The organism is Rhizobium bangladeshense (assembly GCF_001662075.1).
GTDB classification, from domain to species: domain Bacteria; phylum Pseudomonadota; class Alphaproteobacteria; order Rhizobiales; family Rhizobiaceae; genus Rhizobium; species Rhizobium bangladeshense_B.
The window spans coordinates 57,207-78,306 of the sequence record NZ_LYPL01000001.1 but is presented as its reverse complement, the minus strand read 5'-3'; the positions used below and the strand labels follow the sequence as shown (position 1 = coordinate 78,306).

The following is a 21,100-nucleotide window of genomic DNA, read 5'->3' as shown; positions in this document are numbered from 1 at the left end:
GCCTACAGGGTTAACGACTTGTGCGCTGCACAATAATTGTTGCAATGCACAATGAGATGCCCTATATAGACGTCATTCGATGATCACAGGCAGCGACCGCCTCAACCTAAAGGAATGCGACATGGCTACCATAAAGACCGATGACGTTTTTTCAATCGCTTCTTTCGACCCGTCCAAGGTCGCGGAATCCTTCCGCGAATTCGCTGAAAAGGGCGCACAGCAGTCGAAAGACGCCTATGCCAAGCTGAAGACCGCCGGCGAAGAAGCCGGCAAGACGCTCGAAGCCACCGTCCAGACGGCCCAGGCCGGCACCGTCGAGATCGGACTCAAGGCAATCGACGTCCTGCGCGTCAATGCCGAGAGCTCGCTCTCGCACATGGAAGCCCTGCTCGGCGTTAAGTCGGTCGCCGAATTCGTCGAGCTGCAGACCTCGTTCCTGCGCAAGCAGGCCGAACTCGCTGTCGACCAGGCCAAGTCGATGCAGGAAACCACCAAGCAGGTTGCCGAAAAGCTCGCAAAGCCCTCCAAGGAAGCCGCCGAAAAGGCCATGGCCTCCTTCAAGGTTGCCTGATCGGTCTTTGCCTATCAGAAACAAAAAGGCTGGACCTCGCGTCCAGCCTTTTTGTATATTGGCGAGGAATGGGGCTTGAATTCATCGCCAAGTCCTCGTATGTGACCCCCATCGCGCCCGGCGCGGTTTATGCGGTTGTAGCTCAGTTGGTTAGAGCGCAGGTTTGTGGCACCTGAGGTCGGAGGTTCGAGACCCCCCAACCGTACCATCTCCCCCTTCACAGTGAAAATCCGGTTCCTACCGTTTCAATGGAACCCATGCCATACCCGCACCGTTCTCCAGTTAACGGGAGAATGTGCATGTCGAAAACCCTTCTCTACGGCGCGACGAAAATCGATGAGAAGAACAGCGCCTATGCGCCGGTCCAGAGCTTGGCTGCCTTCCAGTGGAAGAACCGTGTCTTCATTCTTTTCGCCGACAAGGACAATGCCCGGGCGGCGCGCCAGGAAAACCAGCTGCTTTCTGAGCGCGCGGCGCTCGATGAGCGCGATATAGTGGTGCTGAAGGTCTCGGCCGGCAAGGTGCGGGCGCTTTTCGGCGCTGCCGATGGCCTCGACGGCGAAGCGATCCGTCACGATCTCGAGGGGCCGGAGGCGGGAGAATTCGCCGCTTTTCTTCTTGGGAAGGACGGCACGGTGAAGCTCAAGGTCAGTGAGCCGATCACCAACGGCGAGCTCTTCGCCATTATCGACAGCATGCCGATGCGCGCTGCCGAGACGCTGAAGCCGGACAAATAGCCCGACGAACATCGCAAACATGAAGGGAGGCGGTCATGTCCGTGCCCAACGAACCCATTCCCGATCAGCCGCCGATGCCAGCCCCCGGCTGGAAGCCGGTGCCGCCGATCAGCGAACCGGAGCCGGACCGGCTTCCCGATGAAGCGCCTGTTCCCAATCCGGATGAGAATGACGAGCCGGCCAAACACGTTTCCGGGCGTTAAAGGAAAATCTGCCGTTCGGCGCTGACGAGTTCCTGCAGGAAGTCGACGACACTGCGGACGCGCACGAGGTCGCGCGCCGTTTCGTGATAGGTCGTCCAATAGGCGCGGCGGATCGAAACTTCGGGCAGAATGCGCTGAAGTTCCGGATATTGCCGGGCGATATAATCGTGCAGGATGCCGATGCCGGCGCCGGATCGCACCGCCTCCGTCTGGCCGGTCGCCGTCGAGATTTCGAAACCGGCGTCCCAGCTGCGCATCACCTCGCCGGAGAAGTTCAGCGAAGCGGTGAAGAGCAGGTCCTCGACATAGCCGATGCGCGGATGCGCCTTCAGCGCCTCGACATCGCCAGGCCTGCCGTGGCGGGCGAGATAGTCGCGCGAGGCATAGAGGCCGAGCGTATAGTCGGTGAGCTTGGAGGAAACGAGGCGGCCCTGTTCGGGACGCTCCAGCGTGATCGCGATATCCGCCTCGCGCTGCGACAGCGAGAAGGAGCGCGGCACGGGCACCAGCTGGATTTTTAACGCCGGATGGCGCTCGATCAGCCTGCCCATGCGCGGCGCCAGGAACGATACGCCGAAGCCGTCGGGCGCGCCGACGCGCACCGTGCCGGCGATTGCCGTGTCGGTGTGGCCGAGATTGGCCTGCACTGCCAGCATTTCGGTTTCCATGCGCTCGGCGGCGTGCAGGAAGACCCCGCCTTCGGCCGTCAGCTCGCAGCCATTCGTGCGGCGGACGAAGAGCCGCGTCTTCAACGCCTCTTCGAGCGACGTCAGCCGCCGTGAAAGCGTGGCGTGGTTGAGCCCTAGCCGCTTCGAAGCGGCAAGGATCTGCCCGGTGCGGGCGACGGCGAGGAAAATGCGGACATCGTCCCAGTTCATGGCTTGGCACGCATGACTATCGGATCGACGTCGATGAGCGTCAACGATGTCACCATGCCCGCCGTTTCCCGCTTATATTTGAGGAAATGCGGTGTCCCGAGATGGGCCTCATAGGCTTCTTGGTCGGCGTAGACCTCGAGGATACGGATCAGGTTTGGATTGCTCCGGAGGGACATGGCGCTGAGCGAGAGAACGCCGTCTTCCAGAGCAAGCGACGCCTCGATTTCTTCTGTAAGCAATGCGCGGTAGGCTTCAAGCTTGGCCGGATCGATCTCCAGCTCCGCCATTCTGACGACAGGTTCCCGGCTCATCGCTTCGACCTCTCCTTGGGTTTGACTTGTCAAAACCGGGTGCCAAGTTTGAAAAATATCAGCACCCGATGCAACAATCGAGCTATAATATGCGCACAACGGTTGCTTATATCAGCGCATTGATTTGTGCAAATTGAAGTGCGATCGTAGGCCATCCAAACAGGAGGAACATCCATGCGTGAGATCGGACATTTCATCGGCGGCCAGCAGGTCGCCGGCTCCAGCGGCCGTGTCAGCAACGTCTACAATCCGGCAACCGGCGAAGTGCAGGCGACCGTCGCGCTTGCAAGTGTCGAGGAATTGCGCGCCGCCGTCGAAAACGCCAAGGCCGCTCAGCCGAAATGGGCTGCCACCAACCCGCAGCGCCGCGCCCGCGTCTTCTTCAAGTTCGTCGAACTGCTGAACAAGCACATGGATGAGCTGGCCGAAATGCTCTCCAAGGAGCACGGCAAGACGATCGAGGACGCCAAGGGCGACGTCATTCGCGGCCTCGAAGTCTGCGAGTTCGTCTGCGGCATTCCTCATCTCGCCAAGGGCGAGTTCACCGAGGGTGCCGGTCCTTCGATCGACATGTATTCGATCCGCCAGCCGGTCGGCATCGGCGCCGGCATCACCCCCTTCAACTTCCCCGGCATGATCCCGATGTGGATGTTCGCGCCGGCGATCGCCTGCGGCAACGCTTTCATCCTGAAGCCGTCCGAGCGTGATCCCTCCCTGCCGATCCGCCTCGCCGAACTGATGATCGAAGCTGGGCTGCCGGCCGGCATCCTCAACGTCGTCAACGGCGACAAGGGTGCGGTCGATGCGATCCTTACCGATCCCGATATCGGCGCCGTTTCCTTCGTCGGCTCGACGCCGATTGCCCGCTACGTTTACGGCACGGCAGCGATGAACGGCAAGCGCGCCCAGTGCTTCGGCGGCGCCAAGAACCACATGATCATCATGCCGGACGCCGACATGGATCAGGCCGTTAACGCGCTGATGGGCGCAGGCTACGGTTCGGCCGGCGAACGCTGCATGGCGATCTCGGTGGCCGTCCCGGTCGGCGAAGAAACCGCCAACCGCCTCGTCGAAAAGCTGACGCCGAAGATCGAATCGCTGCGCATCGGCCCCTATACCGATGACAAGGCCGACATGGGCCCGCTCGTCACCAAGGACGCCTATACCCGTGTTCGCGGCCTGATCGACCGCGGTGTCGAGGAAGGCGCCAAGCTCGTCGTCGACGGCCGCGATTTCAAGCTTCAGGGCTATGAAGACGGCTATTTCGTCGGCGGCTGCCTGTTCGATCACGTCACACCCGAGATGGAAATCTACAAGACCGAAATCTTCGGGCCTGTTCTCTCCGTCGTTCGCGCCCAGAACTACGAGGAAGCCCTGTCACTGCCGATGAAGCACGAATACGGAAACGGAGTCGCCATCTACACGCGTGACGGAGATGCGGCCCGCGATTTCGCCTCGCGCGTCAATATCGGCATGATCGGCATCAACGTCCCGATCCCGGTTCCGCTCGCCTACCACTCTTTCGGCGGCTGGAAGGCCTCAAGCTTCGGCGACCTCAACCAGCACGGCACCGACTCGATCAAGTTCTGGACCAAGACCAAGACCGTCACCGCCCGCTGGCCCTCCGGCATCAAGAGCGGCGCCGAATTCGTCATGCCGACGATGAAGTGATCCGCGCGAACAATCGAACTGCAATTCGGGGGCCTTTCGGCCCCCGTTTTCGATTTCAGGTTGTTGATTTCTTCGCTCTTTGCTTTTCTCTTGCTGCGCCCGACACCTGATTCCGATTATGGTCTGTGGGGCAATGTGCTGGGGGAAGCAAAGATCATGGATAACAGAGTGTCCGCGGGCGCCGCGGCAAATGCGTTTGAGCGTGCCCGGTTTACCGGCACGGCATCGGAATATTTCGGCATCTGGATCGTCAATGTCCTTTTGACGATCGTAACGCTCGGCATCTATTCAGCCTGGGCGAAGGTGCGGCGCAATCGCTACTTCTACGGCAACACCGTCGTGCTCGGCCGCGCTTTCGAATATCACGCGAGCGGCATGCAGATATTCATCGGCCGGCTGATCGTGTTCGCCTTCATCGTGGTGGCCAACATTCTGGCGGCAATCCATCCGCTGTTCTCGGTGGTGACGACGATCCTGGTGCTCATCGCGCTCCCCTGGCTGATCGTCAGAGGTCTTCGCTTCAATGCCCGCGTGACCAGCTACCGCAACGTTCGATTTGATTTCACCGGCACCGCCGGCGGCGCCTTCGTCTGCGTGATGCTCGGAAGCCTCGTCGCTTTCCTGTCGCTGGGACTGCTTGCGCCCTTCGCCAGCCGGTGGCTCAACCGCTATATCTTCAACAATCTCCGCTACGGCAATCGGCCTTTCGAGACCGATCCCAAGATCGGCGCGCTCTACCGCGCGCTTCTCATCCCGGCCCTGATGGTCGTGCTGGGCCTGGTCGTTCTCGCCGGCTTGGTTGCGATCGCGGTCGCCGGGATGCAGGCGAATGACTCCGGCGCAGTCGAGCATGATGCCGCTATGTTAATGATAGTGTCGGGAATGTATCTTGTCGTTTTCGGCCTCCTCATCGTCTATGGCCTTGCAGGCCTGATCTATAGGGCGGCCGTCCACAACGTCGTCTGGTCCTCGACGCGGATCGACGGCCGGCATCTGCTGAGCAGCGATCTCTCCCGTGCACGCTATGCCTGGATCGCGATATCGAACGTCGTGGTGACGATGCTTACCCTCGGCCTGATGCGTCCCTGGGCGGCGGTTCGTCTGGCGCGTTATGTCGCCGAGCATACGGCGATTCGCATCGATGGCGAAATCGGCGAGGTTTTTACGCAGTTTCAAACGGCTGGCGCCGCAGTCGGTGCGGAATATATGAGCATGGAAGGGATCGACTTTGGTTTCTGACGCAGACATCATCGCGAGAGGGGAATGGTATCCGCCGCACTCGAGCGGCTCCGTTTCCGCCCGCCTGCTGTCGCGCAGGGGGCGCCTGCTCGCCGTAACCGAAGAGGACGTCGCTCTTTCGGATAGCGCGGTCGAAGAGGTCTCCTTCACACCGCGCGTCGGCTCGATCCCCCGACGGGCCGTCTTTGCCGACGGCTCGATCTTCGAGAGTGGCGAGAATGATGCCATCGACGCCTTTCTTGGCGGCGGCGGAAGAAGCGGCTGGGTGCATCGGCTGGAGGAATTTCATCCCCGCATCTTCGTCTTCGCGGTCGCGGTCGTTCTGCTCGCCGTGGCAATCTATCGTTACGCGCTGCCGGCGCTCGTCGAAGTCGCCATCTTCGTGACGCCGCCTGTGGTCTCCGAAGCGATGTCCCGTGGCGCGCTCAATACGCTGGATACGACGGCGCTGTCACCCAGCCAGCTGACGCCCTCCCGGCAGGGCGAAATCGTCGGCCGCTTTAATCAGGTGGCTGGCAATGCCGAAGGCGGTGCCAACCGTTATGTGCTGAATTTCCGCGATGGCGGTCTGATTGGGCCTAATGCTTTCGCGCTTCCCGACGGCAATATCGTCATCACCGACGAGCTGGTGGAGCTGGCGGGCGGCGACGATGAGATGATAACTGGCGTTCTCGCCCACGAGGTCGGTCATGTCGAATACAAGCACAGCCTCCGGCAGCTTTACCGCGCCGCAGGTGTGGCCGGCCTCGTCATGCTGATTGCCGGCGATGTCGGCTCTGGCGTCGAGGATATCCTGACACAGGGCGGCGGTCTGCTTGCATTGTCCTATTCACGCAGTGCCGAGGCCGAGGCCGACCGGCGCTCGGTGGAACTGATGCGCAAGGCCGGCATGGATCCTGTTGCGATCGCCCGTTTTTTCGATCTTCTGGAAACCAAGCTCGGTGATCATTCCCGCACCAGCATGCTCTCAACCCATCCAGGCACGCCTGAGCGCAAGCAGGCCATCCTCGACTATAATGAGATCCTGCAACCGGATTGACGTCGCGGCAAATGGCCTCATAAGCTGATTGCGAATTTCATATTTTGGAATTGTTCAAAACTAGCAAACCGCCTATATAGGTCTGAACAGCACGAGTCAGGAGATCGGCATGCGGTTGACGAAGCAGACCAACTATGCGGTTCGCATGTTGATGTATTGTGCTGCCAATGAAGGGCAGCTGAGCCGGATTCCGGAAATTGCCAAGGCTTACGGCGTTTCCGAACTCTTTCTTTTCAAGATCCTTCAGCCGCTGAACAAGGCAGGTCTGGTCGAAACCGTGCGCGGCCGCAACGGCGGCGTGCGCTTGGGCAAGCCGGCGGCCGACATCACCCTCTTCGACGTGGTGCGGGTAACGGAAGACAGTTTCGCCATGGCCGAATGCTTCGAGGATGACGGCATGGTCGAGTGCCCGCTGGTCGACAGCTGCGGCCTGAATTCGGCGCTGCGCAAGGCGCTCAACGCCTTCTTTGCCGTGCTATCGGAATATACCATCGACGATCTCGTCAAGGCGCGTCCGCAGATCAATTTCCTTCTTGGACTGACCGGCGAGCAGGAATACCGCAAGCCCGCGATCGTCGTCCCGGCCGCCTGAATTCACAGCAGAACAGACTTTTAAAACCGCGGTTGCCCGGGCAGCCGCGGTTTTTGTTTGCGGCGTTTTCGCCGGGCTCGGGGATGCGTGAAATTGTCATAATGCGCAGCTGAGGGGGCACAATATCCAAAATGCGACGAAATTCCGCTGGTTTTTATCCGAATATTTCTAATTGAGGCTGATTTTTGACCGAAAATTTCTAAAATTGTCCATCTGGAAAAATTTTCTCCGTAGCCCGTTGCTTTCAGTAGATAAATGTCGTTCCATCGACCGTCGATCGGGATGCCTATCTGCGGTCTCCAGACATCAAAAAAGAACAACCGGGAAACAATACTATGAAAAAGATCTCTGTCATGCTGGCAGCGACGGCCCTGATTTCGGTCATGGCGACGTCGGCCTGGTCCAAGACCCTTGTCTATTGCTCCGAGGGCTCGCCGGAAGGCTTTGACCCGAGCCTCTACACGGCAGGGACGACCTTCGACGCGTCGTCGCGCACCGTCTACAGCCGCCTCGTCGAATTCAAGCATGGCGGCACCGAGATCGAACCCGGTCTGGCCGATAGCTGGAGCGTTTCGGACGATGGCAAGGAATACACCTTCAAGCTTCATCCCGGCGTCAAGTTCCAGACCACCGACTTCTTTACGCCGACGCGCGATTTCAACGCCGATGACGTCGTGTTCTCCTTGGAGCGCCAGCTGAAGTCCGACAATCCGTGGAATAAGTATGTCGAAGGCGGTTCCTATGAATACGCCGCCGGCATGGGCTTCCCGGAGCTGATCAAGTCGGTCGAGAAGGTCGACGACCTCACGGTCAAGTTCACGCTCAACCACCCGGAAGCGCCGTTCCTGGCCGACCTCGCCATGGATTTCGCCTCGATCGTCTCCAAGGAATATGCCGACAAGCTCGCGGCCGACGGCAAGATGTCGCAGCTCAACCAGCAGCCGCTCGGCACCGGCCCCTTCACCTTCGTCGCCTATCAGCCGGATGCCGTCATCCGCTACAAGGCGAACGAAACCTATTTCAAGGGCAAGGAAAAGATCGACGATCTGGTTTTCGCCATCACCTCTGACGCCGCCGTCCGTGCTCAGAAGCTGAAGGCCGGCGAATGCCACCTGATCCCCTATCCGAATGCCGCCGACGTTGCCGAACTGAAGAAGGATGAGAACCTGACGGTCCTCGAGCAGCCCGGTCTCAACGTCAGCTATCTCGCCTACAACACGCAGATGGCTCCCTTCGATAAGCCGGAGGTTCGCCGCGCGCTCAACATGGCGATCAACAAGCAGGCGATCGTCGACGCCGTTTTCCAGGGTGCGGCCACCGTTGCCAAGAACCCGATCCCGCCGACGATGTGGTCCTATAACGATGCTGTCGAGGACGACAAGTACGATCCGGACGCCGCCAAGAAGGCGCTCGCCGATGCCGGGGTCAAGGATCTCAGCATGAAGGTCTGGGCGATGCCGGTGTCGCGTCCCTACATGCTGAACGCGCGCCGTGCCGCCGAACTGATCCAGGCCGACTTCGCCAAGGTCGGGGTCAAGGTCGAGATCGTTACCCATGAATGGGCCGAATATTTGAAGCTCTCTTCCGACGTGAAGCGCGACGGCGCCGTCATCCTCGGCTGGACCGGCGACAACGGCGACCCTGACAACTTCATGGATACGCTGCTCGGTTGCGATGCCGTCGGCGGCAACAATCGCGCCCAGTGGTGCAACAAGGAATATGACGACCTGATGACCAAGGCCAAACTGACCGCCGATGTCGGCGAGCGCACCAAGGCCTATGAGCAGGCGCAGCTGATCTTCAAGAAGGAAGCCCCGTGGGCGACCCTCGATCACTCGCTCGTCTTCGTTCCGATGAGCAAGAAGGTCTCCGGCTTCCATATGGACCCGCTCGGCATTCACCGCTTCGACGGCGTCGACGTATCCGAATAACAAGAATAATGTAAGAATGCCCGGCAGAGCTGGGCGCAGCCGGCGGTCAGGCACCCCCTGACCGCCGGAAACTATTGGACATCTGCCATGTTGCGTTTTTTCATCGGCCGCCTTGCGGTGCTGATCCCGACATTCCTCGGCGTTTCCCTCATTGCCTTCTCGTTCATCCGCCTGCTCCCCGGCGATCCCGTCATGCTTCTGTCCGGTGAACGTGTCATGGCGCCGGAACGGCACGCCCAGATCATGCACGATCTCGGTTTCGACCGGCCCATGTATGTGCAGTATTTCGATTATCTCGGTAAGGTGTTGCAGGGCGATCTCGGAACCTCGATCGTCACCAAGCGGCCCGTTCTCGGCGAATTCCTGACGCTGTTTCCGGCGACACTCGAACTTTCCTTCTGTGCCATCTTGCTCGCCGTCTGTCTTGGCGTGCCCGCCGGCATCTTTGCCGCCGTCAAGCGAGGCACCTGGTTCGATCAGAGCGTGATGGGTATCGCCCTGATCGGCTATTCCATGCCGATTTTCTGGTGGGGCCTGCTGCTGATCATTTTCTTCTCCGGCTACCTCGGCTGGACGCCTGTATCCGGCCGCATCTCGCTAATGTATTTCTTCAAACCGGTCACCGGCTTCATGCTGATCGACAGCCTGCTGTCGGGCCAGAAGGGGGCGTTTTCCTCGGCTGTCAGCTATCTCATCCTTCCGACAATCGTGCTGGCCACCATCCCGCTTGCCGTCATCGCCCGCCAGACGCGCTCGGCGATGCTCGAGGTTCTGGGCGAGGACTACGTCCGCACGGCTCGCTCGAAAGGTTTAAAGCCGTTGCGCGTCGTCGGCGTGCATGCGCTGCGCAACGCGATGATCCCCGTCATCACCACGATCGGCCTGCAGATCGGCGTTCTTCTTGCTGGCGCCATCCTCACCGAGACGATCTTCTCCTGGCCGGGCATCGGCAAATGGATGGTCGATTCGGTGTTTAAGCGCGATTACGCCGTGGTCCAGGGCGGCCTTCTGCTGATCGCCGGCGTCATCATGCTGGTCAATCTGATTGTTGATGTCCTTTACGGCTTCATCAATCCGCGCATTCGTTACTAGGAGCGGTCCATGAGCACGGTCACCGTCAAAACCGGCCAGCCATCCGCCGCTGCGGAGTTCTGGCACTATTTCTCCCGCAACAAGGGCGCCGTCATCGGCCTCGTCATTTTCATCATTATCCTGGTCGTCGCAATCTTCGCGCCGATCTTTGCGCCGCATGCGCCGAACGAGCAGAACCGCGAGGCGCTGCTCGCCGTGCCGGCCTGGATGGAAGCCGGCACCATCTCCTTCCCGCTCGGAACCGACGCTGTCGGCCGCGATATCCTGTCGCGCCTGATCTACGGCGCACGCTTCTCGCTCTTCATCGGCGTCGTCGTCGTTACGCTTTCGGTCATCTGCGGCGTTCTGATCGGCCTGGTGGCCGGCTATTTCCGCGGCAAGATCGATACGGCGATCATGCGCCTGATGGATATCATCTTGGCCTTCCCGTCGTTGCTGCTTGCTCTCGTGCTGGTGGCCGTGCTGGGGCCGGGCCTGACCAACGCGATGATTGCGATTTCGTTGGTCAACCAGCCGCATTTCGTGCGGTTGACGCGCGCCTCTGTTATTTCAGAGCGCGAGAAGGAATATGTCATTGCCTCGCGTGTCGCCGGTGCCGGCACCCTGCGCCTGATGTTCAAGACGATCCTGCCGAACTGTCTTGGGCCGCTGATTGTCCAGGCGACGCTCGCCTTCTCGGCGGCGATCCTTGATGCCGCCGCCCTCGGCTTTCTCGGCATGGGCGCCCAGCCGCCGACACCCGAATGGGGAACCATGCTCGCCGAATCCCGTGAGTTCATCTCGCGCGCCTGGTGGGTCGTAACATTCCCGGGTCTTGCAATCCTCATCACCGTTCTTGCCATCAACCTGATGGGTGACGGCCTGCGCGATGCGCTTGACCCCAAGCTGAAGAGGTCGTGATGCCACTTCTCGAAATCGAAAACCTGACTGTCGAATTCCAGACCTCTTCCGGTCTCTTCCGCGCCGTCGACCGCGTCTCGCTCGCCTGCGACAAGGGTGAAATCCTCTCCGTCGTTGGCGAATCCGGCTCGGGCAAATCCGTTGCCATGCTGGCCCTGATGGGGCTTTTGCCCTGGACGGCGAAGATCACCGCCGACCGTATGCAGTTCGATGGCCAGGATCTGCGCGGCATTTCCGGCCGCCAGCGTCGCAGGATCGTCGGCAAGGACATGGCGATGATCTTCCAGGAGCCGATGTCGAGCCTTAACCCGTGCTTCACGGTCGGCTTCCAGCTGGGCGAGACCCTGCGCTTCCACATGGGCCTCAATAGGAAGGAGCGTCGCCAACGCTCGATCGAGCTCTTGAACCTGGTCGGAATTCCGGCACCGGAGGATCGGCTGTCGAACTTCCCGCACCAGATGTCGGGCGGCATGAGCCAGCGCGTGATGATCGCCATGGCGCTCGCCTGCAATCCGAAGCTCTTGATCGCCGACGAGCCGACGACCGCGCTCGACGTGACGATCCAGGCGCAAATCCTCGATCTGCTTGTGCGTCTGCAGAAGGAGCACGGCATGGCGCTGGTGCTGATCACCCACGATATGGGTGTCGTTGCCGAAACCGCCGAACGCGTGCAGGTGCAATATGCCGGCCAGAAGGTCGAGGAGCAGCCGGTGAAGGCGCTGTTCCGCGATCCGCACCATCCCTATACCGCTGCCCTGCTCGCCGCGCTTCCGGAGCGCGCCAAAGTCGGCCAGCGTCTTCCCTCGATCGCGGGTGTCGTTCCCGGCCAGCATGGCCGCCCGGCAGGCTGTCTGTTCGCGCCGCGCTGCGGCTATGCCACGGTCGAATGCGATCGCGGTGTTGTGCGCCAGGGGCCGGAGCTCGGGCTGGCGCTGTGCAACTATCCATTGAAAGACGGCAAGCCGCTCGGGCATCCCGGCGTCATGGTCAATGAAACTGCAGGAGACCTGGTATGACCGGCGCTGTTCTCGAGGGCAGGGATCTCGCCCGCTTCTACACCGTCAACCGCGGTCTCTTCAAAGCCGACGCCACCGTCAAGGCGCTGAACGGCGTCAGCTTCAGCCTCCATTCCGGCAAGACGCTCGCCGTCGTCGGCGAATCCGGCTGTGGCAAGTCGACACTCGCCCGCCTCGTCACCATGATCGAGGACCCGACGGCCGGGGAACTGCTGATCGACGGCAAGCCTGCGCGCATCGGTGACCGCAGCCTGCGCAGCCAGGTGCAGATCGTTTTCCAGAACCCTTACGGCTCGCTCAACCCGCGCCAGAAGGTCGGCGCGATCCTCGAAGAGCCGCTGAAGATCAACACCGATCTCAACGCCGCCGCCCGCCGCCGCAAGGTGGAGGAGATGATGGCCCGTGTCGGCCTGCGTCCGGAACACCATGGCCGTTATCCCCATATGTTTTCCGGCGGCCAGCGCCAGCGCATCGCCATCGCCCGCGCCCTGATGCTGCGGCCGAAGGTGCTGGTGCTCGACGAACCGGTTTCGGCTCTCGACCTGTCGATCCAGGCGCAGGTGCTGAACCTGTTGATGGACCTGCAGAAGGAGATGGGCCTTGCCTATCTCTTCATCTCGCACGGCCTCTCCGTCGTCCACCACATCGCCGACGAGGTGATGGTGATGTATCTCGGCCGTCCCGTCGAAACCGGTCCCGCCGCCGAGGTCTTCGCCCGGCCGCGCCATCCCTATACGGCAGCCTTGCTGTCGGCGACACCGATCGCCGACCCCGAGCGCGCCAAGAACCGCATCCGGCTGCAAGGCGAGCTGCCGTCGCCGCTGAAGCCCCCGTCCGGCTGTCACTTCAATCCGCGCTGCTGGAAGGCGCAGGACTATTGCCGTCAGGTTTCTCCCGAACTAAGTGGAGAAGGTGCGCAAAAATATGCCTGTCACTTCCCACTCGATTGAGCGGGAAGCCGGAGTCTCGGAGGGATCATGCCGGAAGAGCGGTTGAACGAGCCCCATGCAATTATCGTCATGGGGGTCAGCGGCTGTGGCAAATCCTCCGTCGGCGAAACGCTCGCGGAAGCCCTGCACCTCGCCTTCGTCGAAGGCGATGCGCTGCATCCGACCGCCAATGTCGAGAAGATGTCGAAAGGTATTCCGCTGACCGATGAGGACAGGATGCCCTGGCTCGACCGCATCGGCGAAGACATCAAGGCCTCGTTGGAGAAAGGCGAGGGCATCATCGTCTCCTGCTCGGCGCTGAAGCGCATCTATCGCGACAGGCTGCGGGCTGCGGCCGGCGGCAACCTGTTCTTCGTTTACCTCGAAGGCTCCAAGGCCTTGCTGACCAAACGGATGGGTGAGCGCAAGGGTCATTTCATGCCGGTCTCGCTGCTCGAAAGCCAGCTGGCGACGCTGGAAGTGCCGACAGGCGAGGCGGGCGTCGTCACCGTCGATATTGACGACACGGTGGAAGGCATCGCGGCGACGGCCCTGAAAGGGCTTGCCGCTCTCGGCGTCACGGGTTGAAACGCTGCGGCGAATAGGCCGCAATATCGATGAACGGTTTTTCGCCGGTGATGAGCTCGGCCAGCACGCGGCCGGTCACCGGCCCGAGCGTCAGCCCGTGATGGGCATGGCCGAAGGCGAACCACAGGCCCTGATGGCGCGGCGCCTTGCCGATGACAGGCATCATGTCGGGCGTACACGGCCGCGCGCCCATCCACGGTTCGGGATCGAGCCTGTCGCCGAGCGGGAAGATCGTGCGGGCCACGGCTTCGGCCCGGTCGAGCTGGACCGGTGTCTTCGGCGCGTCGAGCGTTGCGAACTCCGCTCCCGTCGTCAGCCGGATACCGCGGCGCATCGGCGCCAGGAGATAGCCGCGTTCGGCATCGAGCATCCAGTTGTTAAGCACGGCATTGCCTTTAGCGGCATAATGCATGTGATAGCCGCGCTTGACGCCGAGTGGGAAGAAATAGCCGAGCCGGCGCGTTGCGACAGCCGCCCACGGCCCGAGCGCGAGGACTGCATCGTCCGCTTCGAGCGGGCCTTCCCCGGTCATGATCTTCCAGCCGGCGCCGAACTGGCCGAGCGAGGCGGCGTCACCGGTGACGAAGCGGCCGCCGAGGCTCTCGAAATAGCGGCGATAGGCCGCTGTCAGCGCATGCGGATCGAGCACCGACCAGGGATCGCGCCAGCGGATACCGCCGGCGAAACGGACGGTAATATCGGGTTCGATGCGGGCGATATCGGCGGACGTGAGGCTGTCATAGGTCACGCCGAATTCGCTCTGCCAAAGGGCGGCCTCGGCGAGCGCCTCGTCGCGCGTCGCCTCGGTCCGGAAGATCTTAATCCAGCCGTCCTTGCGGATCAGCGCCTGCGCCTGCGAGGCCTCGATCAGGTCCTTGTGCTCGGCAACAGAGTTTTCGATCAGCGGCGCATAGGCCCGTGTGATGACCGCGTGGCGCCGGGCATTCGAGTTCCACCAGTAACGGGCAAGAAAGGCGAGCTGGCTTGGCAAGGCACTGAGATGATAATGGGCATCGATTTCGTTGTTGAGTGCATAACGCAGCAACAGGCCGAGTTGCTGGGGAAAGCCGTAGGGCGCGACGCCTTCGCGCTGGATCAGGCCGGCATTGCCGAAGGAGGTTTCGCTGCCCGGATCCTTCCGATCGATCAGCGTCACCTGCCGGCCGCGCCGCTGAAGATGAATAGCCGTTGACACCCCGACGATACCGGCGCCGAGCACGATTGCGTTCTTGGTCATTCCCCTGCATTCCGCTTTGTCATCGGTTGAAAATGCCCCCGCCGATCCCACGGCGCAAACGAAAAATCGCATTCATTTCAAAATCATTGCGCTTTCCAGTGCGGCATTTTCGGCCTTGATGCGCACATGCAGGATTGCGGCGTTGAAAAGCGAAAAGACGACCGCGTAGACCGGCAGACCGAAGGCGAGGGGAAGGGTGGCGATCTCGCCGATGACGATCGCATAGTTCGGATGCCGCAGGAAACGATAGGGGCCGGAGCTGACGAGCGGCGCTCCCCGCAGGATGACGATGCGTGTCGTCCAGCGGTCCTTCAGCGTCGCCAGCACCCAGAGCCGTAACGCCTGCAGTCCCATGAAAACCAGGAACCAGAAGAGCTGGACGGGCCTGCCCGGTGCCAGGAGCCAGAGGCCGATGATCCAGGCGGCATGTATTGCCACCATGACGGGATAGTGCTCCGGGGCAACTTCCCGGCCGCCTCGGGCGAGAAGGGCGGCGGTGTTGCGCCGGGCGATGACGAGCTCTCCCAGCCGCTGCAGCGTTACGAAGGCAAGCAGCGCGATCGACGGCCACATCATGCCGTTCTCTTGAGCGTCACGCAGCTCGCCGAAAAGCCCGGTCCCATGGCGATCATCGCGGCGCGCTCCGGCAATCCGGCGCGGATCGCCCGCTCCAGCACGAAGAGAACGGTCGGCGACGACATATTGCCGTAGTCGGCAAGCACGCCGCGCTCGTGATCAAGCGTACCCGGTGTCAACGAAAGCGCGCTTTCCATCGCCGCCAGCACTTTCGTGCCGCCGGGATGGCAGATGAAGCGGTCGATATCGTCTAGTGCCAGCCCGTTTCGCGCGAGAATGGCCGTCACCGCCGGGCCGAGCTCCTGCTCGGCAAAAGGCGGCAGGGCTTGCGCCAGCACGATGCCGAAGCCGCCGTCGTCGATCTTCCAGCCCATGATATCGAGCGTGTCGGAAAAGAGATGCTCGCCGGTCGATTCCACTTCCGCCAGCCCGCCGTCGCCCGATCGCAACACGCAGGCGGCGGCGCCGTCGCCGAACAGCGCCGTCGCGATGATGTTCGGCCGCGTCAGCTCATCGAGGCGGAAGGCCAGCGTGCAAAGCTCGATCGAGACGAACAGCACGACGGCGCCCGGCCGGCTCCGCGCCAGATGCGCGGCGATGGCAAAACCCGACACGCCGGCCGCACAGCCGAGCCCGAAGACCGGCACCCGCTCGATATCGGCCCTGAAACCCATCCGGCGGGCCATCTGCGCATCGATGCTCGGGGTCGTAAAACCGGTCGAGGAGACCGTCACCACACAATCGACATCGCCGGCCTCAAGCCCGGCCTGCTGAAGGGCTGAGCTCGCGGTCTCGACGAAGAGCCCGCCTGCCACCTCCGCATAGGCCTGCATCCGGTCCTGCCAGCCATGGGCTTCGTCGAACCAGGCAAGCGGGCGCGCGGCATGGCGCTTTTGGATGCCAGCACTGTCGAAGACACGGGCAAGATGGCGAAAGTCCTCGAAACGGTCGGCAAACAGCCGGGCGGAGGCTTCGAGCGCTTGCTTCTGGAGAATGACATGTTCGGGTGCGGCGACGGCGAGGCTGACGAGTTTTACAGTATCGGTCACGGAATTCTCCTTGTCGTTCCCGGCGCAACGCTGAGAACACCCGGTCCCGGTGATTTATTCGGCGTCGGTGGCTTCACGAAGCCGTTATGGAGAAAATAGGAGGCCGGCGAATAAAGTCCGGGGCAGCGGTGTTTTCTCCTCGCAACGTCACTTTCGAGGAGTTTCCGATGACGATCATGACAGCCCGTTTTGCTTCCATCCTTCTCAGCGGCTGCCTTGCCGCTTCCCTTTTCTCCGGCCCTGTCTTTGCGGTCGGCGATGACAACAGCACGATGCCGACCTGCAAGAAGGGCGAGATCTACGACCAGAAGACCAGGAAATGCGTCAAGCAGCAGGGCGCCAATGTCTCGGATGAGAACCGCACCGATTATGCCTATTCGCTGGCCAAGGCCGGCCGTTATGAGGAGGCGCTTGCCATGCTCGATACGGTCAAGGACCAGAACAGCGCCGAAGTGCTGAATTATCGCGGTTATGCCACCCGTAGGCTCGGCCGCACCGACGAAGGCATCTCCTATTACCTTCAATCGGTGAAGATGGACCCGCAATATGCCAAGGTGCGCGAATATCTCGGCGAAGCCTATGTCATCAAGGGCCGGCTCGATCTCGCCAAGGAGCAGTTGAGGGCCATCAAGGCGATCTGCGGCACGGCCTGCGAGGAGTATCAGGATCTGAACGCGGCCATCCTCGATCCGTCGAAGATCTGATTGCCGGCATGGGCGGGAAGACGGAACCAGAAAGGCATGTGAGAATGTCGGTCGCGCGCGCCTCATTTCCTGCCTATAGTCGCGCAAGAACGGAATCGCCGGTTCATCCGGCGGTCCCGAAAAATACAGGATCGTCGGAGGCGGCCATCGCCAGCGCAGCGGATATCAGGAGCGGCCTGACGGAAAATCTGGCAAGGCTCTGGCGTTATGGTCTTGTTCTCTCGCATCAGCGCGATGTCGCCGACGACCTGGTGCAGGCAACCTGCCTTCGCGCGCTGGAGCGCGCCGATCAATTCGTCCCCGGCACCCGGCTCGACCGCTGGCTGTTTTCGATCCTGCATTCGATCTGGCTGAACGAAATCCGCTCGCGCCGGGTGCGCCAGGGCCAGGGCTTCGTCGATGCGGGGAACGCGCTGATCTTCGACGGCGCGCATGATACCGAGACGCATGTGATGGCGGGGCAGGTGCTGAAACGGGTGAATGCCCTGCCCGAGGCGCAGAGAACGGTGGTTTTCCTCGCCTATGTCGAAGGACTTTCCTATCGCGAGGTTGCAGGCATACTGGATATCCCGATCGGCACCGTGATGAGCCGGCTGGCGGCAGCCCGCGCCAAGCTCTCCGGCGAAGAGCGGGAAGGGGGACGGCAATGAATACGAAATACACCACTCCCTCCGACGAGGAACTGACCGCCTTCATCGATGGCGAACTGACGGCCGAAGATGCCGTCCGCATCGAGGCCATTGTGAAGGAAGACGAGCGCGTTGCCGAACGACTGGAGTTGCTGGCGCGCGCCAGCCTGCCGTTCGAGCAGGCCTTTGCGTCGCTGCTGCAGGAAGCGCCGCGCGAAAAACTGGAAAGAATGCTCGAAGCCATCCCTGCGCGGGAGGATGCAAAAGCCGCCTCGGCGCCCGCTGCCAGCCGCCGCCGCTTCCTCGCCGCGCTCGCCGCTTCGCTCGTCGCCGGCATCGCCATCGATCGCGCCGTCCTCGGTCTTGGCAGAGGCTTTTCGACAAAGGACGAAAGCAGCGAGTGGCGCGCCGTGGTCGCCGAGTATATCTCGCTCTATACCGCGGAAACGCTGGCCGGCCCGACGCCGGCCAGGGAGTCTCAGGCTGCCCAGCTCGCCCCCCTCGACGACAAACTCGGCCTATCGCTCTCTCCCGAAGCCGTTTCGCTTCCGGGCGTCGATTTCAAACGCGCTCTGCTGCTGCAATATGACGGCAAACCGCTCGCCCAGATCGGCTATCTCGACCCTGAAACCGGGCCCATGGCGCTTTGCATCGTCCGGTCCGATGCCGGCCCCAAAGCGCCGGACCTCGAAAGCCGCAAAGGCATGAACGTCGTCTACTGGTCGAACGGGAGGCACGCCTTCATGCTGATCGGCCATGCGGCGGCCGACAGGATGGCAGCGATTGCTGATGGGCTGCGCGGCAGGGTGGCTGCCTGACCAGCGATTGGCCCTGCGTCAAACCTGACTTGATGCGCCTGCTATCGATTTCGGGTGAGGAACTGGCCGAGGCGGTTCACAAGCTTCGATGCCCAGAATAGAGGGGTTGAGACCCTGAAGCCGTGGTCGGCAAGCGCGCGCAACACTTCCTTGTTCTGACGCGATATGTTCTGGACGTTTTTGTTTGTGGCGCCCCCCAAGCGCATCCTGACCAACACGTGGGGGATATAAATGGTTCTGATGCGCGCGACTTCCAAGAATCGCATCATAAGCTCGACGTCGGCTGCCAATCGATAGCGCAGATCAAACGTCCCAAACCGGTCATAGATGCGACGCCGGACGTAGAATGTCGGATGCGGCGGGCACCAACCGCGTCCAAAGGAACCGGGTTCGAACGCACAGGATTTCCAATAGCGGACTTTGCGATCGGTATTCTGGTTGGAAACATAGATGAGATCGCCGTAGCAGCCGTCATATGCCTCGTCTTCCAGCGCGGCGGCCACGGTATCGAGAGAGACGCTGCTCTCGAAGGTGTCATCCGCATTCAAGAAGCCGATAATGTCGCCGCTCGCAAGACCAATCCCCTTGTTCATGGCCTCATAGATGCCACCGTCTCGTCCCGAAAGTACGCGGCGGTTCTCCGCCGGCGCCGAAGCGATGATCGCGAGTGTGGAATCGCTCGAGCCACCGTCGATGATGATGTGCTCGAAATTGCGGTAGCTCTGAGCGTCGATGGATCGCAACGTATCGGCAATGGTCCGCTCGGCGTTCCAGCAAACAGTGATGAGGCTTATCCGGGGAGGGCGTGGATCGGCAGTGTCTGCAGCCATTTTGACGGGTGTCTTGCTCACATTCTAAGGGGCGAAATCGCCAACCCGTAGCAGACGGAATGGCGGCGTCGCAATCCAGTACTGCAGATTATCTTCGACCAATGCTGGATTGATGCGCGATTAGGCTGTTTCCCGTCTCGGTAAGTGCATTGCATGCCGATCGATCTATCTGTAGTGAGCAGTGTCAAACAGCGATCACCATCACGATGGCTCGTGGGTGCGCGCGATTTACCAGTTGCAGGAGGTCTCTTGTCTTCGAAGAATAAGCTGCGCAAAGGTATATTGCTCGCCGGTGGCTCAGGCACTCGGCTCCATCCCGCGACCCTCGCCATTTCGAAGCAACTCCTTCCGGTTTTTGACAAGCCGATGATCTACTATCCGCTGTCAACGCTGATGCTTGCAGGTATCCGGGATATCCTGATTATCTCGACGCCTCAGGACACCCCACGGTTTGAACAGCTGCTGGGTGATGGCGCCCAATGGGGATTGAATCTTCAATATGCCGTGCAGGCCGCGCCAGACGGAATTCCCCAGGCATTCTCGATCGGCAGCGAATTCATCGGGCGAGAGGCAACCGCCCTCGTGCTGGGAGACAATATCTTTTACGGAAACCTCCTGACCCACGATTTATCCGCGGCCTGCGCGAGATCGGACGAAGCGACGATCTTCGCATATAAAGTCCACGATCCCGAACGGTATGGGGTGGTGGAATTTGACGGTCAGGGCAAAGTCCTCAGCCTGGAGGAAAAGCCATCCAGGCCCCGCTCTTCATATGCGGTGACGGGTTTATATTTCTACGACAATGACGTGGTTGACATTGCTGCCGGTTTGAAGCCATCGCCGCGCGGTGAAACCGAAATTACCGATATCAATCGGCATTATTTGTCGGCCGGCAGGCTGAACGTTGCCGTCCTCGGAAGAGGGCACGCCTGGCTTGATACGGGGACGCACGATTCACTCCTTGAAGCCAGCCAGTTCATTGCCACCATAGAGCGGCGCCAGGGACTGAAGATTGCCTGCCCCGAAGAAATCGCCTTTCATTTGGAATACATCGATGCCGAGCAGTTGCTAAGGCTGGCCGCTCCACTTGAAAAGAGCTCTTACGGTCGATACCTCATCAGCCTGGTGAGGGAACCAGCTCCGCATTTCCCGCCCGGCTGAACCCGCAAAACTGGAAAACCAATATTGTCTGCTTTTACCCTGCTTACGTTAAAGACGATGTCCGACGCACGAGGCGTGCTGACCGTCATGGACGGAATATTGCCATTTCCGGTCGTCCGGAGCTTCTGGATCTATGGTGCCGACGGATATACACGCGGCGGCCATCGTCATCACCGGACCCGGCAGGCGTTGGTGGCGATTTCGGGAAGCGTGATGGTTTTGATGGACGATGGAAAAGCCAGGGAAGAGATCACCTTGTCGTCACCGGACCAGTGCCTGCTGGTAGAGCCAAGGGACTGGCACGAAATGACCTTCGGTCCCGGTTCGATCCTGCTCGTTTTTGCCTCTCACGGGTACGATAAGGACGACTACATCGACACCCCCTATGAACGGCCCTGA

24 protein-coding genes and 1 tRNA gene are annotated in these 21,100 nt (G+C 61.0%); 19 read left to right on the top strand and 6 right to left on the bottom strand.

Annotation, left to right across the window (positions count from 1 at the left end; genetic code table 11):
* Positions 1–121 precede the first annotated feature (121 nt).
* From A7X77_RS00400 to A7X77_RS33345, 4 genes are all read left to right on the top strand, one after another.
* Complete coding sequence (locus tag A7X77_RS00400) at positions 122–571, top strand: phasin (RefSeq protein ID WP_064681660.1); 450 nt, start codon at positions 122–124, stop codon at positions 569–571.
* Between the two features lie 131 nt (positions 572–702).
* Positions 703–779: transfer RNA gene (locus tag A7X77_RS00395), tRNA-His, on the top strand.
* 91 nt (positions 780–870) lie between these two features.
* Positions 871–1,308 carry a DUF4174 domain-containing protein gene (locus tag A7X77_RS00390; protein ID WP_064681079.1) on the top strand — a complete coding sequence of 146 codons (438 nt, stop codon included), beginning with the start codon at positions 871–873 and terminating at the stop codon, positions 1,306–1,308.
* 35 nt (positions 1,309–1,343) lie between these two features.
* A complete protein-coding gene (locus A7X77_RS33345; protein ID WP_197486769.1) occupies positions 1,344–1,511 on the top strand; it encodes a hypothetical protein in 168 nt (55 codons plus the stop codon).
* On the opposite strand, the gene A7X77_RS00385 is transcribed toward A7X77_RS33345, so the two are convergent.
* Both A7X77_RS00385 and A7X77_RS00380 read right to left on the bottom strand, forming a co-directional pair.
* Positions 1,508–2,389: a LysR family transcriptional regulator gene (locus tag A7X77_RS00385; protein ID WP_064681078.1), complete on the bottom strand. Its 882-nt coding sequence runs from the start codon at positions 2,387–2,389 to the stop codon at positions 1,508–1,510. The genes A7X77_RS33345 and A7X77_RS00385 overlap by 4 nt on opposite strands.
* The gene (locus tag A7X77_RS00380; RefSeq protein WP_064681077.1) at positions 2,386–2,700 is read right to left on the bottom strand and encodes a putative quinol monooxygenase; all 315 of its coding nucleotides are present in this window, start codon (positions 2,698–2,700) and stop codon (positions 2,386–2,388) included. Before A7X77_RS00380 ends, A7X77_RS00385 begins: the two co-directional genes overlap by 4 nt.
* Before the next feature lie 174 nt (positions 2,701–2,874).
* Between A7X77_RS00380 and A7X77_RS00375 the strand changes: the two genes are divergently transcribed.
* The 10 genes from A7X77_RS00375 to A7X77_RS00330 all read left to right on the top strand — a co-directional run bounded on the left by A7X77_RS00375 (position 2,875) and on the right by A7X77_RS00330 (position 13,697).
* Positions 2,875–4,371 (top strand): CoA-acylating methylmalonate-semialdehyde dehydrogenase, encoded by a 1,497-nt coding sequence (locus A7X77_RS00375; RefSeq protein ID WP_064681076.1) that lies wholly within the window; start codon positions 2,875–2,877, stop codon positions 4,369–4,371.
* 156 nt (positions 4,372–4,527) lie between these two features.
* Positions 4,528–5,610, top strand: coding sequence for a YjgN family protein (locus A7X77_RS00370; protein ID WP_064681075.1), 1,083 nt, complete (start codon positions 4,528–4,530; stop codon positions 5,608–5,610).
* A complete protein-coding gene (locus A7X77_RS00365; protein WP_064681074.1) occupies positions 5,600–6,649 on the top strand; it encodes a M48 family metallopeptidase in 1,050 nt (349 codons plus the stop codon). Before A7X77_RS00370 ends, A7X77_RS00365 begins: the two co-directional genes overlap by 11 nt.
* A 109-nt stretch (positions 6,650–6,758) precedes the next feature.
* The gene (gene rirA / locus A7X77_RS00360; RefSeq protein WP_064681073.1) at positions 6,759–7,241 is read left to right on the top strand and encodes an iron-responsive transcriptional regulator RirA; all 483 of its coding nucleotides are present in this window, start codon (positions 6,759–6,761) and stop codon (positions 7,239–7,241) included.
* A gap of 335 nt (positions 7,242–7,576) precedes the next feature.
* Positions 7,577–9,172, top strand: a complete 1,596-nt coding sequence (locus A7X77_RS00355) for an ABC transporter substrate-binding protein (protein ID WP_064681072.1) — start codon at positions 7,577–7,579, stop codon at positions 9,170–9,172.
* 87 nt (positions 9,173–9,259) lie between these two features.
* Positions 9,260–10,264 (top strand): ABC transporter permease subunit, encoded by a 1,005-nt coding sequence (locus A7X77_RS00350; RefSeq protein WP_064681071.1) that lies wholly within the window; start codon positions 9,260–9,262, stop codon positions 10,262–10,264.
* Positions 10,265–10,273: 9 nt separating this feature from the next.
* Complete coding sequence (locus A7X77_RS00345) at positions 10,274–11,164, top strand: ABC transporter permease subunit (protein WP_064681070.1); 891 nt, start codon at positions 10,274–10,276, stop codon at positions 11,162–11,164.
* A complete protein-coding gene (locus A7X77_RS00340; RefSeq protein ID WP_064681069.1) occupies positions 11,164–12,180 on the top strand; it encodes an ABC transporter ATP-binding protein in 1,017 nt (338 codons plus the stop codon). Before A7X77_RS00345 ends, A7X77_RS00340 begins: the two co-directional genes overlap by 1 nt.
* Positions 12,177–13,130 (top strand): peptide ABC transporter ATP-binding protein, encoded by a 954-nt coding sequence (locus A7X77_RS00335; protein ID WP_009996846.1) that lies wholly within the window; start codon positions 12,177–12,179, stop codon positions 13,128–13,130. The genes A7X77_RS00340 and A7X77_RS00335 overlap by 4 nt, the downstream gene beginning before the upstream one ends.
* A 27-nt stretch (positions 13,131–13,157) precedes the next feature.
* The gene (locus tag A7X77_RS00330) at positions 13,158–13,697 is read left to right on the top strand and encodes a gluconokinase (RefSeq protein WP_064681068.1); all 540 of its coding nucleotides are present in this window, start codon (positions 13,158–13,160) and stop codon (positions 13,695–13,697) included.
* Here A7X77_RS00330 and A7X77_RS00325 read toward each other — a convergent pair.
* The 3 genes from A7X77_RS00325 to A7X77_RS00315 all read right to left on the bottom strand — a co-directional run bounded on the left by A7X77_RS00325 (position 13,687) and on the right by A7X77_RS00315 (position 16,559).
* Positions 13,687–14,934: an NAD(P)/FAD-dependent oxidoreductase gene (locus A7X77_RS00325; RefSeq protein ID WP_064681067.1), complete on the bottom strand. Its 1,248-nt coding sequence runs from the start codon at positions 14,932–14,934 to the stop codon at positions 13,687–13,689. The two genes, A7X77_RS00330 and A7X77_RS00325, sit on opposite strands and share 11 nt — an antisense overlap.
* A gap of 72 nt (positions 14,935–15,006) precedes the next feature.
* Positions 15,007–15,510 carry an isoprenylcysteine carboxyl methyltransferase family protein gene (locus tag A7X77_RS00320; RefSeq protein ID WP_064681066.1) on the bottom strand — a complete coding sequence of 168 codons (504 nt, stop codon included), beginning with the start codon at positions 15,508–15,510 and terminating at the stop codon, positions 15,007–15,009.
* Positions 15,507–16,559 (bottom strand): type III polyketide synthase, encoded by a 1,053-nt coding sequence (locus tag A7X77_RS00315; protein ID WP_064681065.1) that lies wholly within the window; start codon positions 16,557–16,559, stop codon positions 15,507–15,509. Before A7X77_RS00315 ends, A7X77_RS00320 begins: the two co-directional genes overlap by 4 nt.
* Positions 16,560–16,726: 167 nt before the next feature.
* Between A7X77_RS00315 and A7X77_RS00310 the strand changes: the two genes are divergently transcribed.
* From A7X77_RS00310 to A7X77_RS00300, 3 genes are read left to right on the top strand one after another with little or no spacing between them, the layout of a single operon-like run.
* Positions 16,727–17,263, top strand: coding sequence for a tetratricopeptide repeat protein (locus A7X77_RS00310; protein WP_064681659.1), 537 nt, complete (start codon positions 16,727–16,729; stop codon positions 17,261–17,263).
* Between the two features lie 44 nt (positions 17,264–17,307).
* On the top strand, positions 17,308–17,913 hold the full coding sequence (locus A7X77_RS00305) for an RNA polymerase sigma factor (RefSeq protein ID WP_064681064.1): 606 nt from the start codon (positions 17,308–17,310) through the stop codon (positions 17,911–17,913).
* Entirely contained in the window at positions 17,910–18,710 is an 801-nt protein-coding gene (locus tag A7X77_RS00300; protein ID WP_064681063.1) for an anti-sigma factor family protein, read from the top strand. The genes A7X77_RS00305 and A7X77_RS00300 overlap by 4 nt, the downstream gene beginning before the upstream one ends.
* Positions 18,711–18,751: 41 nt before the next feature.
* Here the strand turns inward: A7X77_RS00300 and A7X77_RS00295 are convergent, their stop codons facing one another.
* On the bottom strand, positions 18,752–19,540 hold the full coding sequence (locus A7X77_RS00295; protein ID WP_064681062.1) for a glycosyltransferase family 2 protein: 789 nt from the start codon (positions 19,538–19,540) through the stop codon (positions 18,752–18,754).
* Positions 19,541–19,789: 249 nt separating this feature from the next.
* Here A7X77_RS00295 and rfbA point away from each other — a divergent pair, with 249 nt between their 5' ends.
* Together rfbA and A7X77_RS00285 are read left to right on the top strand one after the other, a co-directional pair.
* Complete coding sequence (rfbA, locus tag A7X77_RS00290; RefSeq protein WP_064681061.1) at positions 19,790–20,701, top strand: glucose-1-phosphate thymidylyltransferase RfbA; 912 nt, start codon at positions 19,790–19,792, stop codon at positions 20,699–20,701.
* 24 nt (positions 20,702–20,725) lie between these two features.
* On the top strand, positions 20,726–21,100 hold the full coding sequence (locus tag A7X77_RS00285; protein WP_064681060.1) for a sugar 3,4-ketoisomerase: 375 nt from the start codon (positions 20,726–20,728) through the stop codon (positions 21,098–21,100).